This is a genomic window from Catenovulum sediminis (genome assembly GCF_007289895.1).
GTDB classification, from domain to species: domain Bacteria; phylum Pseudomonadota; class Gammaproteobacteria; order Enterobacterales; family Alteromonadaceae; genus Catenovulum; species Catenovulum sediminis.
On sequence record NZ_CP041660.1, the window covers coordinates 3,936,635 to 3,949,386 of the forward strand.

General features: G+C 40.0%; 12 protein-coding genes. 4 read left to right on the forward strand and 8 right to left on the reverse strand.

Annotated features, from left to right (window positions below):
- Positions 1-5: 5 nt before the first annotated feature.
- On the reverse strand, positions 6-2,150 hold the full coding sequence (fadJ, locus tag FNT16_RS16790; protein ID WP_143872671.1) for a fatty acid oxidation complex subunit alpha FadJ: 2,145 nt from the start codon (positions 2,148-2,150) through the stop codon (positions 6-8).
- A complete protein-coding gene (fadI, locus tag FNT16_RS16795; RefSeq protein WP_143872672.1) occupies positions 2,150-3,463 on the reverse strand; it encodes an acetyl-CoA C-acyltransferase FadI in 1,314 nt (437 codons plus the stop codon). The genes fadJ and fadI overlap by 1 nt, the downstream gene beginning before the upstream one ends.
- Positions 3,464-3,667: 204 nt before the next feature.
- Here fadI and ppnP point away from each other — a divergent pair, with 204 nt between their 5' ends.
- Positions 3,668-3,949 (forward strand): pyrimidine/purine nucleoside phosphorylase, encoded by a 282-nt coding sequence (ppnP, locus tag FNT16_RS16800; RefSeq protein ID WP_143872673.1) that lies wholly within the window; start codon positions 3,668-3,670, stop codon positions 3,947-3,949.
- Here ppnP and FNT16_RS16805 read toward each other — a convergent pair whose 3' ends face one another.
- The 3 genes from FNT16_RS16805 to FNT16_RS16815 are packed head-to-tail and all read right to left on the reverse strand — an operon-like array spanning position 3,950 to position 7,694.
- Positions 3,950-4,429 (reverse strand): DUF2726 domain-containing protein, encoded by a 480-nt coding sequence (locus FNT16_RS16805; protein WP_143872674.1) that lies wholly within the window; start codon positions 4,427-4,429, stop codon positions 3,950-3,952.
- 15 nt (positions 4,430-4,444) lie between these two features.
- A complete protein-coding gene (locus FNT16_RS16810) occupies positions 4,445-7,042 on the reverse strand; it encodes an ABC transporter permease (protein WP_185976629.1) in 2,598 nt (865 codons plus the stop codon).
- Complete coding sequence (locus FNT16_RS16815; protein WP_143873008.1) at positions 6,972-7,694, reverse strand: ABC transporter ATP-binding protein; 723 nt, start codon at positions 7,692-7,694, stop codon at positions 6,972-6,974. The genes FNT16_RS16810 and FNT16_RS16815 overlap by 71 nt, the downstream gene beginning before the upstream one ends.
- A gap of 1 nt (position 7,695) precedes the next feature.
- Between FNT16_RS16815 and FNT16_RS16820 the strand changes: the two genes are divergently transcribed.
- From FNT16_RS16820 to FNT16_RS16830, 3 genes are all read left to right on the forward strand, one after another.
- Complete coding sequence (locus FNT16_RS16820) at positions 7,696-8,334, forward strand: arylesterase (RefSeq protein ID WP_185976630.1); 639 nt, start codon at positions 7,696-7,698, stop codon at positions 8,332-8,334.
- Positions 8,335-8,391: 57 nt separating this feature from the next.
- Complete coding sequence (locus FNT16_RS16825) at positions 8,392-8,901, forward strand: DUF2058 domain-containing protein (protein ID WP_143872676.1); 510 nt, start codon at positions 8,392-8,394, stop codon at positions 8,899-8,901.
- Positions 8,902-9,034: 133 nt separating this feature from the next.
- On the forward strand, positions 9,035-9,703 hold the full coding sequence (locus tag FNT16_RS16830; protein ID WP_143872677.1) for a helix-turn-helix domain-containing protein: 669 nt from the start codon (positions 9,035-9,037) through the stop codon (positions 9,701-9,703).
- A 108-nt stretch (positions 9,704-9,811) separates the two neighbouring features.
- Here the strand turns inward: FNT16_RS16830 and FNT16_RS16835 are convergent, their stop codons facing one another.
- The 3 genes from FNT16_RS16835 to FNT16_RS16845 all read right to left on the reverse strand — a co-directional run bounded on the left by FNT16_RS16835 (position 9,812) and on the right by FNT16_RS16845 (position 12,738).
- On the reverse strand, positions 9,812-11,044 hold the full coding sequence (locus FNT16_RS16835) for a glycoside hydrolase family 117 protein (RefSeq protein ID WP_143872678.1): 1,233 nt from the start codon (positions 11,042-11,044) through the stop codon (positions 9,812-9,814).
- A gap of 131 nt (positions 11,045-11,175) precedes the next feature.
- A complete protein-coding gene (locus FNT16_RS21165; protein ID WP_425456683.1) occupies positions 11,176-11,361 on the reverse strand; it encodes a YbaK/EbsC family protein in 186 nt (61 codons plus the stop codon).
- Positions 11,362-11,505: 144 nt separating this feature from the next.
- Complete coding sequence (locus tag FNT16_RS16845; RefSeq protein ID WP_143872679.1) at positions 11,506-12,738, reverse strand: hypothetical protein; 1,233 nt, start codon at positions 12,736-12,738, stop codon at positions 11,506-11,508.
- Positions 12,739-12,752: the final 14 nt, after the last annotated feature.

The window sequence follows — 12,752 nt, forward strand, 5'->3', positions numbered from 1 at the left end:
TTGAATTAGTAAAAGGATTTACCTTCTACTTCATAGTCCAACAAGATCTGAGCGGGTTCAAACCTTTCTCCAAAACGAACCTGATAGCTTTGCAAACGCTCGACCAAATTAGCTATTCCGTAACTGTCCATATAACGGAATGGCCCACCTAAAAATGGTGGAAATCCGATGCCAAAGATAGCACCAATATCACCATCCATTGGTGAAGAAATTATGCCCTCTTCTAGACAGCGAGCCGCTTCATTTAACATTTGGATCATACAGCGTTCAACGATTTCTTCTTGATTTAACGTTTGCGCTGGATCGACCTGCAGTAAATCATAGATAGATTCATCAACTGCACTTTGTTTACGCAACACTTGTTTAATTGGATTGGGTTTGACGTAAGTATAAAAACCGCGCTGGTTCTTTTTCCCTTTGCGTCCATCATCCAATATTTTTTGCAATCCTTTAGGGGCTGTAAAACGCTCGCCCAATTTTTCAGTTAAAATTGGTATTATTTTCGTCCCGACATCAATGCCTACTTCATCTAATAGCTTTAACGGACCTACAGGAAAACCAAATTTAACCAAAGCTTTATCTATGACATCAATGGGCTCTCCTTCTAGCACTAACTGCGCCGCTTCATTAATGTACAAAGCTAAAATGCGATTTACATAAAAGCCGGCACCATCTTTAACAACAATCGGTGTTTTACCTTGCTTTCGTGCAAACTCTATAACCGTTGTAATTGTTTCTTCACTGGTAGCCGCATGTGGAATAACCTCAACTAAAGGCATTTTATCAACTGGAGAAAAATAATGTAGCCCTATTACATTTTGCGGTCGCTTAGCATTGGCGGCAATTTCAGCAATTGGCAACGAAGAGGTATTGGAGGCAAAGATGGTATCTTCTTTACATTGTGTCTCAACTTCATTCACCATATTTTGTTTTAGCTTGAGATCTTCAAAAACCGCTTCAATGACGATATCTCGCTGCGCAAAACCAGACCAATCCGTACTACCCGTTAGTCGATTTAATTGCTGCTGCATTTGAGAAGTAGACATAAAGCGCTTTTTAACTTTGTTGTTTAACAGCTCATAACTATATTTTAATGCTGATTGAATACCCTGCTCTTTAATATCTTTTATCCGCACCGGTACATTGGCTTTAGTGGCCAAGACATAAGCAATACCGCCGCCCATTAACCCGCCACCTAAAACACCTGCTTTATCAACTGTTCGAGCAACATCTGAGCGCACTTTATACGCTTTTTTCTGTTCAGTCGTCGCTAAAAACAAATGGCGCAATTGAAAACTTTGTGGCGTTTGGCACAACTCGGCAAAACCACGCGCTTCAGCCTGATAGCCTTGAACAATACCATTTTCAATTCCAATTCTAACCACTTCAATAATTCGCGCTGGCGCTGGATAATTACCTTGCGTTTTCTTGTCAACTTGCTTTAAAGCTTGGTCAAACAATATCCCGCGACCGAAAGAGTTTGTCTCCAGTGCTTTGTTAAGCAAACTTCTTTTAATTTTTCGATTGGGGTTAGGCGCAGACAAGACAATCTTTTTCGCGGTTTCCAGTAATATACTTGCTGGAACAAGATCATCTATCAACCCCATTTTTAATGCTTTTTTAGCTCTGACCTGTTTGCCGGTTAACATCATGTCTAAAGCATTTTGAATGCCAATGAGTCTAGGTAATCTTTGCGTACCGCCTGAGCCGGGCAACAAGCCCAATTTAACTTCAGGTAAACCAAGTTGCGTTTTCTCAGCATCAGTGGCAACTCTGTAATGACAGGCTAATGAAAACTCTAAACCGCCCCCCAAACAAATACCGTGAATGGCTGCGACAAATGGAATCCTAGATTTTTCGATACGAGCAAAAATAGACTGTCCATTTCTAGCTAAGTCTTCAGTTTCATCTATTGTACTGCAAGCTGAAATCATATTGATATCAGCACCTGCGATAAATGAATCTACTTTGCCAGACTGTAAAATAACGCCTTGAATATCTCTGTTTTTTTCTATTTCATCCAGCAAAATTTCTATTTCGCGCATGGTTTGTCTGGATAAAACATTCATACTTTCATCAGGCACATTTAGCGTGATAATGGCAATCTGATCGCTATCAATTGATAAACTAAAGTGTTGGATTTTATTCATTATTCTGCAGCCTCCACTATCATAGCGGCACCTAAACCACCTGCCGCACAGGCTGTTGTTAAGCCGATACCACCACCGCGACGTTTCAATTCGTGTAGTGTTTGCGTGATCATACGCGCTCCAGTTGCTGCAAATGGATGACCATAAGCAATTGAGCCACCATTAACATTAAATTTATCCATGTCTATTTCACCGATTGCCTGTTCTCTATTGAGCTTCTCATTTGCAAATTTACGGCTGGCAAACATTTTCATATTAGCCAAAGCCTGTGCAGCAAAAGCCTCGTGCATATCAATCAGAGTTAAATCCGTTAAACTCATTCCGGCTTTATCTAGAGCTAATGGCGTTGCATAAGACGGCCCCATTAACATATCCTGCCAAACATCAATGGCAGCAAAAGCATAACTGTGTATATAACCCAATACTTTTAAACCCAAAGCTTTCGCTTTATCTTCGCGCATCAACATTACGGCGGCTGCACCATCAGTTAACGGAGTTGCATTCGCCGCGGTCACAGAGCCGTGTTTGCGATCAAAAACCGGCTTTAAACGTGCGTACGAAGTTAATTCTGAGTTAAAACGAATATTGTTATCTTGTTTTAAGAACGTTTTGAATGGCTCAGGGTAAGCCGTCATGACTTCGTCGTCGAGATAGCCCTGTGACCAAGCTTTCGCTGCCAATGTATGTGAACGATGTGCAAGCTCGTCTTGGGCTTTACGGCTGATTGAATGACTTTTGGCCATTTGTTCTGCAGTTTGCCCCATGCTCAAACCGGTTGAATATTCAGCCACTGCGGGTGGAACAGGTGTTAAATCAGATAATTTTAATCTTTTCAATAAAGCAAGACGAGCACCAATACTTTTCGCTTTATTAAAGTCGACCAGCAATCGAGCGAGATTTTTAGAAACGCCAATAGGCAATACGGATGAAGAATCCGCGCCACCGGCAATACCACAGTCAATTGCCCCCGACATAATAGATTCTGTTACATTTACCGCAGCCTGAAAACTTGTTGCACACGCTCTAGACACACTATACGCATCCGTTGACACATTCATACCCGTGCCTAAAACAATTTCCCGGGCAATATTAGGCGCAGCCGGCATTTGTACCACTTGGCCAAATACCAATTGTTGTATCCATGCTGGATCAAAATCATTTCGAACCAACATTTCATTGACGACCATCTTACCCAAGTCTAAAGCGGGCACACCGTGATAATCTGTGGCCTGTTTAGCAAATGGGGTTCGTAAACCAGTCACGACAGCGATTCGCTGGCCGTCTGCGGTTTTGCACATTGAAGCTCTAGACATGTTAGTTTTCGCCCTTTTTTGACATAACGCTCTAAATTAAGAGGTCTGACCTGCTATTCCGTAGATATCTTAATTCTTCTATAACAAATTTAAAACACTTGTTTGAATTTTTCTAGCCGATATTTTGCTTGTTATAAAATTCTAGTTTATTTTTTGCTGTAACCCATTAAAATTGCGCTTTAAATTTTTATTAAAGAGACAATTATGTTTGAAGTAAACACGTATTTTGACGGAAAAGTAAAATCAATTGCTTTTCAGGGCGAACAATTACCCGCTACCGTTGGTGTAATGGCCGCCGGTGACTACGAGTTTGGTACCAACCAAAATGAAGTCATGACGGTTGTTAGCGGCGCTTTAAACGTATTGTTGCCAGGTCAAGCAGACTGGCAGACGTTTAAGTCTGGTCAATCTTTTGAAATTGCAGCAAACCAGTCGTTTAAAGTAAAAGTAGAACAAGACACCGCTTATTTGTGTACTTACGAATAATTAATCTGCATTTTGTAGACCCATATTCGAAAATAACGATGCTAAATCTTGCATAGATACATTATGTGAAGATTTAACTCGCAACAGATTGTGCCTGCCTTGCAGGCACAATGTTAGCCAATCTTGTTGATTTGACTTACTCTCATTTTGACGACTATCGTCTACTTTCAATACACAACAAACGATCCCGCTTAAGTCGGTAATGACAAAATCGATCACTTTGTTTTTTGCAATTTTCGCAAATTGCGCATCCTCAAAATTTAATAACCTTGTTAAATTGACGTCCCGATGAATATGATATTGTTCACCTAAAACCTGATTCAGTTTAATGTTTAAGTCTTGTTTAAAGTTCAGTTCCAGCTTATTAATTTTTTCAATATTTTCAAATCTGGAGGTTTTTGAGCGCTCTTGTTGATTTTGCCGCCATTTAACGACAACTAAAAAAGCAACAAAAATAATAAAAACCAATAAAATTTTCATACAACCTGAGTTCTCTTAAGCCAATGAACGCAATAATCTTTGCGTGTTAATGCGTGTTAAATGCCAACAGCTAATAGTGCCCAAAGTTCCGACAACACAAGCCCCAGTAAAGATTCCAACCAACCAATATTCAGGGTGAAAAGACGCATCCATTTTAAAAACTTCTGTTTGCAATACGTACAGTGCTATTTCATTGGCTATTGCAGCTAAAATACCTGCGATTGCGCCCAATATTACAAATTCTAATGTCACACTATTACGCAGCAACGAAGAAGGTGACCCTAAAGTGCGAAGAATCACTAATTCTTGTTTTCTTTCCGCCATGCTTGCCTGTACTTGTGCAATTAGCACCAACACACCAGCAGCCACAACCAGAATCAGTATAAACTCAACCGCTAAAGAGACCTGATTAATAATTTCTCTAATTTGATTAATAATCGCATCAACATCTATCAAAGTGACACTTGGGAACTGAGCAAGTAGTTTTGCCAGCTCCGGTTTAGCCGTATTCTCAACGTAAAAACTAGCAATATGAGTCGCTGCATGGTTTTCTAACACGACAGGGTTAAAAATCATAAAGAAGTTGGGTTTCATAGATTCCCATTTAACTTTTCGAATACTGGTTATGGTTGCGGTAAAATCAATCCCACCAGCATTAAACCTTAGTACATCATGTAGTTGTAGGTTCATGCGCTCAGCTAAGCCCGACTCAATCGACACCTGATAATCTTTCGCATCTGGCTGCCACCAGTTTCCCTGTTCAATTTCATTTTCTTCCGGCAGTTCTGCTCCAGCGGTCAGATTTAGTTCTCTGCCGATTGCGCGCGGAGCATCATCAGCTGGTTTTTCATCTTCTTTTGATACTCTATCACGTACCATCACATCATTGACCGCAATTAAACGGCCGCGCGTAACCGGATAAGTTTTTTCAATCAAAATGCCCTTTTCATTAAAGGCATTTTTAAATTTGTCTAGATCTTGCTGGTTAATATTTACGGCAAAATAATTAGGGGTATCTTCCGGCAATTGATTTTGCCATTCAGCCAATAAATCGTTTCGCAGTACCAATACAACCAACAATAATTGAATAGCCACGGTAAAACTAATCAGTTGCACACTATTGGCTTGCGCCCGTCTATACAGGCCAGCCAAGGCAAGCTTAAATGCACTGCCCGCATTGGCGCCCGCTTGCCGACTGCCCCAAATTGCACTTCTGGCAATTAACAATAAAAATAGTGTGATCCCCCCTGCTGAAAGCAACAAGGCTAAACTCAATTGAAAGTTTTCACTATATACCCACATCAAACAAAATACGGCGATCGCCGATATCAGCCAATTAATCCAATCTTTTTGGCTAAAACCTTCCATTTGCCGTCTTAAAACCCTAAGTGGAGGAATTGAAAATAACTTTAATAACGGATAAACCGAAAACAATGCGAGGCTAACAACGCCTGTAAAGACAGCTAACCACCATGGCCTTAAACCTGCTTGCGGTACATTATTTGGAAGATGCTCTTTAAGTGCGGCTAATATACCAAGCTGCGCGCAATACCCCAATACTAACCCAACGACAATACCAAAGCCCGCCAGCAAAATAAGTTGAATTGAAAATATAAAATGAATTTGCTGGCTCGATCCCCCTAATGTTTTAAATATTGCGACCAGATCAAAATGACGTTCACAATAGCGCGCCGCAGCAACGGCAATAGCGGTTGCTGCTAATACAACGCCCAACAAACTGGCTAGCAGAAAATACTGTTCCGCTCGTTTGACCGCTTTCATAACCCGCGATTCATCATCATTGATCGTTCGCCACCTGTGTACATCCTTATTTAACTGAGGTAACAGCCAACTCTCAAAAGGTTCGATTTCCTGCCCAGCAACACTTAACAAATAGGCTATTCTCGAACCAGGCTGAATCACTTGAGTTGCAGCAACATCTTGTATATGCATCAAAGCCAACGCACCGGCATTAAACACATTAAGATCAGCATCCGGCACACTGGCAATCAGTTGAGTAAATTTTAATTGTTTTAAACCGACTTCAACCATATCACCAAAATCGACACCCAATTGACTGACTAGCTTACTGTCTAACCAAATTTCTCCCGGTTTAACTGAGAGCGCCGTCGGTTGTCCTCCGGTCCATGCAGTGTCTGTCAGTTCTATTTGCCCACGCAAAGGATAAAATTGATCAACGGCTCTTACACTGGTTAAATGCATTTGATTGTTGGCAAATAACATGGATGAGAAGCGAATCTGAGCAGAGGTTTTCAACCCGTTTGATTGCGCTTGTATAAACCAAGATTCAGGAACTTCCCGCGATGAGGTTAAAACACTATCAGCGGCTAAAAATTCAGCGCTTTGATTTTGTAAAGCAGCTTGCAAGCGTTCACTGAACATAGATAGCGAAAAAACAGAGGAAACAGCAAGCACCAGTGCCGCAAGCATAATGCTGAGTTCACCTCGTTTTAATTCTTGCTTTAATAAGCGAGCGGCTAGTCGCAGGGATACAATCCACTGCTTATCTGTAACATAATTCTCAGGCAACATGGACACGTCCGTTGTTTTGGGTTGACTCTTCTCTAATCGCTGTTTCTTCGGATAACTCACCTGCATGCATCACCAACTGACGCTGACATCTTTTAGCCAAATTTCTATCATGCGTTACCAAGACCAAGGTCGTTCCAGCTTGAGCATTTAATTCAAACAACAAGGCTTCGACTTTTTGACCATTTTCAGCATCTAAATTACCGGTTGGTTCATCGGCAAATAAGATATCTGGTTTACTGGCAAACGCTCTCGCCACCGCCACGCGTTGCTGTTCACCGCCAGAAAGTTGATTCGGGAAATGATGTCCTCTGTCCGATAAGCCAACTTTTTCTAGTAACTCTAACGCTTGCTGTTTCGCATTTTTTCTTAAACTCAGTTCCAGCGGCAGCATTACGTTTTCCAGCGCCGTTAAGCTTTGCACCAACATAAAAGATTGAAAAACAAAACCAACATGTTTTTTGCGTAAGAACGCCCGTTTCTCTTCGTTTAACTGATGCAAAGGTTGCCCCGCCAACCAAATTTCACCGCTGGTCGCCGTATCTAAACCGGCCAACAAACTCAACAATGTTGACTTGCCAGAACCGGAACGACCGATAATGGCAACAGACTCTGATTTAGAAATTGCAAAATTACATTCTTTTAATATCTTGAGATCTTCGCCATTAGACCTTACTGTTTTAGTTACTTCTTTGACTTGTAATAGCGTAGACATCATGCGAAATCCTTTATTAACTGTTTCAAAACGTATTTCATGGTTATTTATACTCAGTTTAACGCTGATAGTTCATTCAGCTCAATCAGAAACTAAACTTCTTATTTTAGGGGATAGCCTTTCAGCAGGTTACGGCCTCGAGATCGAAGATGCTTGGGCCAGTAAAATTCAAAAAAATTGGTCAGCGCAACAAACTGATATAAAACTTATCAATGCCAGTGTAAGCGGAGAAACCACACAAGGTGGTTTAAATCGTCTGCCAAACCTGCTTAAACAACACCAACCAGACTATGTATTTGTAGAGCTTGGTGGTAATGATGGCTTACGTGGAATTCAACTCCCCGTTATTAAACAAAATTTAATTCAAATAGTTCAACTTATTGAACAGAATAACGCTCAGCCCATTTTGGCTGAGATTAAAATTCCACCCAATTATGGCCCGAGATATTTAAAAATATTCATCCAACAATTCAGCGATATCGCACAGCAATTTGCGATCCCTTTAGTCCCATTTTTCATTGAAGATATTGCAGCACAACCTCAATTTATGATGAAGGATGGTATTCACCCCAACAAAGAAGCACAGCCAATTATCGCAAAAAAAATGCAGCAGGTATTTGAAGAGATTATCAAACGTTGATTTATCTTAAGAGATCTTTCAAAATGCCGCGCATACCATTAAAAAATGAGATTTTATATGCCAAGTTCGCTAAAAGACCAGCTATTAAACGCCGGGCTTGTTAATCAAAAACAAGCAAAAAAAGCATCGAAAAAAAGTAAAAAAAATCGCACGCTCAATAAAGAAGCGCAAGCGGCGGCTGAACAAAGAAAATTAGAGCAACAAGCTAAAACCGAAGAAGCCAATAAAAAAATTAGACTTGAAGCTGAGAAAAAAGCCATCGCGGCTCAAGTTAAACAACTTATTGAATCGAATGCACTCGAAAGTAACGGGGATATTAAATACAACTTTGATGATCAAGGCGTTATCAAAACCCTGATGGTTTCAGCGCAGCAACAAAAACAATTAGCAAACGGCTTTATTGGTATTGCAAAAGTCGCAGACAGTTACTTTATGATACCTGCAACAATTGCTGAAAAAGTAGAACAGCGCGGTGAAGGATACATCATAGTATTAAATACTAAAGTAGAAGAAGACGAAGATGATCCGTACAAAGACTACCCTATCCCAGATGATTTAATGTGGTAAGTTTATAGCGAGTTTAGGGTCTAAAATTTAACCACAATATGGTTGTAAACTGCGCTGGCGTGTTTGTGTCGTGGCTTTGTCGTGCTGTTTTGAGTTAGTTTTATCCAAGTTTTAATATATTTAGGATTTTACGATGTCACTTTCTTCTGCAAAAATTAAAAGCCTCAGAAAAGAACGTGGTTGGTCTCAAGAGCACTTAAGTCAAGTCTCTGGTTTAAGCTGCCGCACAGTGCAAAGAATAGAAAAAGAAGGTAGCGCTTCGCCAGAATCACTTATGGCGTTAGCCAGTGCATTTTCGATGTCACCAAGCGAATTACAAACCGAATATAAGGCAAATATTGGCAACGGAGCGATTAGCTTTAGCGGAATGATTGGGCTGACGCTACTTTTCTCTGCCATTATTTTCTATTTATATATCTCTGGTGATCCCTTTGGAATTATTGACGTCCCTGCATTTTTGTATATCTCAATCATTCCTTTTTCTATTTCCACACTGACCAATGGACTCTTGCGCACATGCAAAGTTTACCAGTTACTTGTTTGGTTAGTGTACGAAAAAAAAGCAATGCAGGGGGCACATACTCACCTCCCGATTTTAAGAAAACTAATAATTTATTCTTACGCATCGGGTGCAACCGGCGTTTTATTTAGTCTTTTCGGCATGTTATCTCGTGCTTATGAAGTCCACTACCCAACTGGCTTTTCTGTTGCTTTATTAATATTTATTTACGCAATCATACAATCAGAGTTTTTGTTTAGGCCGCTTTATCACAAATTAAATCGCCAGCTATTAAATACTTGAGTGCCATTTAGCTCCATTTAGATTTAGTTCTACGTTTTTTCCTAACATGTGGCTTGCCGCATGTTAGGGGATATATTCTAGGGTTAGACTTAGCTCCTTCAAAAATAACTACAATGATTTTCGCAAATTATTTTTGCTAATAAAGCTAAAGCGTGCGATGTAGTTATCCCCCTGCAGCCAGCTTTTACCTTCTGGGATGACGTATTCATGGTAAAGCCCCCAGTTTAACGCTGATGTGGGTGAAGCGTTATCGGCCAGTTCGTCAACTAAACCAATGGCATCCGGCACATTGTCAACCACAGCCATAATTTCAAAATTAATTCCGTCTTTGGCATACTGTATGGTTTCTTTTTCAGGTCCATCTTTACAAGATATCATCGCGATGCCGCCGTTATAATGCCAAACGGCCAGTTCGTGACCGCTATGCGTAATAGGATTGTAAGGTGACTTTATATACGGCCCTTGCGGATTATCTGCAATTGCAACGCCCCAGCGAATTTCACGCCCTCCCATTGTTGTCTTTTCCCCTTTACGCTCACCTTTGTAATACAAATAAAATTTATTGTTAAAATACATCAATGTCGGATCATGTACCTTATGGCTATCCCACTCGCCTTGCGACTTAACTAAAAAGCGGTTGTCTTGCTGTCCCAACCATTCGCCGGTTTCACTTGGTTCGAGTATTGGCTTAGCCAGTTTTTTCCACGGACCATTTGCATTGTCGGCGATGGCCATACCAACTTGGTTGTAAGAGCGATTTAAATAAGGTGCTTTGATTGTTTGATACACCAGATAAAATTTGTCCTTGTGCTGCAAAATTTCTGGTGTAAAGACCGATCTATCATCAAATGCGCCAGGTTTACCTCTACCGACCGCAATCCCTTGCTCAGTCCAGTGAAAACCATCAGATGAAGTGGCGTACCAAATTTCAGATTTGTCCCAAGGAAAAACTTTTAATTCAGGATCACCAGAATCAAAGCCATATCCGGGCCCATGTGTTTTTGTATACCAGGTATAATATAAACCGTTTATCGATAATACCTTGCTCGGATCGCGGCGAATAACACCCGGCTCATAAGCAAAGTCACCCGTTAATTTGCGTTTAGTAAAGATACCAAACCATTCGGAGTTTTGATGATAGTTTCTCTGTAATGCGCGTTTAGATGCGGCACTTAGATATTGCGGATCTTTAATCCCCAAATAATCAAAATCTGCTTCGCTAAACTGTGTTAAATCTAACTTCGCGTCCGGCTGAGTTTTTGATTGTTCATCATTTGATTGGCAGGATACCAACGAAATAAGTACTGTTACACTAAACAATACTTTAGCAATTTTTTGCATATTACTGATCCTTTAAAATTTTAATGCTCGATTTAAACGTCAACCAAAAATCAAATAAAAACCAATGGTTTCACATTTAAATTAATCAATAATATCAGTAATAGGACAAATTTGGCAAACCCTTAGATTTTCTAGGTAAAAATAGTTGGATAATTTTGTGCAGAGTATTCGATAAAGGTTTTTAACCGTTTCTTTTGACCGAGCGGACTAACTCCACCTAATACATAACCCGTAGCGCGCTCAACATCGGACTGGAGCGCCATCTCTGCTTTTTTCACACCTGCTACTTTCGCTATTTTTTCATGCTTAGTTTGCATGCAACCGGTAAGACACCAACTGCAAGGGTTTTACCATCAAGCTGAACAATCAACGTTTTAAAGACCCTTGATGGTTCAACAGCCATTTTAATTGCAGGGGTCATTTCAATTTTAGCTATCTGAAAGCATCGAATTCGTTGATATTTACAAGGTAAATTCAACCGGCTCTATCAAATCGCACAACACGGGAGAGGCATTTAAATCTTGCGCATTGTAACTTTGAATAACGTAAACAACGCCACTTTCTGGATTGTCGAAAATGACAAAAAACGGATACCAAGCCTGCCTGTTAACCGTCTTATGGCACGGCATAAAATTGACAAAAGATAACTCTGTATTAACAGAAGAAGTATTATGATTGGTTTGTTCTGCTTCTAATGTAAATTTAAAAACTGAATCAATTGCCAAAGAACCTGTTGAATCTAATAACAGTGTATGGTGAGCAAACTCATCTTTTAGCAATAATGTCTCATCTGATTGTAAAACATCAAAATTAAGGGTATTTCTGGATAAATTAGGCATATTGCTGAATATACTGCCTTCAACTGAACGCTTAAAAATGGGTATTGTGATATTGTTTGTCGCTTTGGCATTTTCCATTGAGTTTAACAATGTCGCTTGTAAATTATTTTTTATCGAATGATAAAAGAACGGTTGTGGCACAATAATATGCATTCTAATCGTGCTTTCTTCATTTTGAACCGAGTAGTACTGCATTTCTTCATTAATGAACGACTTTGTATTTCCCGCCACAACAATGGCATCTAACCAAAGCCGTTCTTGTTCTTCTTCAAAATATACATCGGTCGTTTGTTGCACATTAAACTTGGCTTGAATCTGCTGCCTAAGATCAGTATTGAACCGCCATTCATCTTGCGGCGATAGATCGTTTTCCGTCGTCTGAGCCACAAAAAAATAATCTAAATCATTCAGGTAATCGACGTCTGTTAGATAATTTTTCTGATAAGTGACCTGCGAAATAAAAGTGGGTTTGTCGCTTTCTAGTTGGCAAAATGTGTAAAGCCAGTCACGGCTTGAAGTTAATCCATCTAAACCACTTTGCTCTATTAGAGTGCTTGTATAAACGTCCGTTGCTAATGAAACTTGGCTCCAAAAATATAACTGGCTATATAAACTTAACGTAGGTGTAGAGGCGTCTTTAAACTGTGAAAATGTTAGATCATTTAAATGCTCGATGTTCTCATTTAATTCCGGAATAAAATAATCCTTGCAAGAATCAGCATCAGAAGCAACGAGTTTGTCAGTTTGGGCGTTTTGCGTGTTATTGCTGTCGCTCGAGTTTTCTATTTCCAACTCCGCAGAGCAAGCAGATATGAATAATACAAAAATCGGTATCAATATGATGATGTGTTTCATTTTCAACGTCCCTG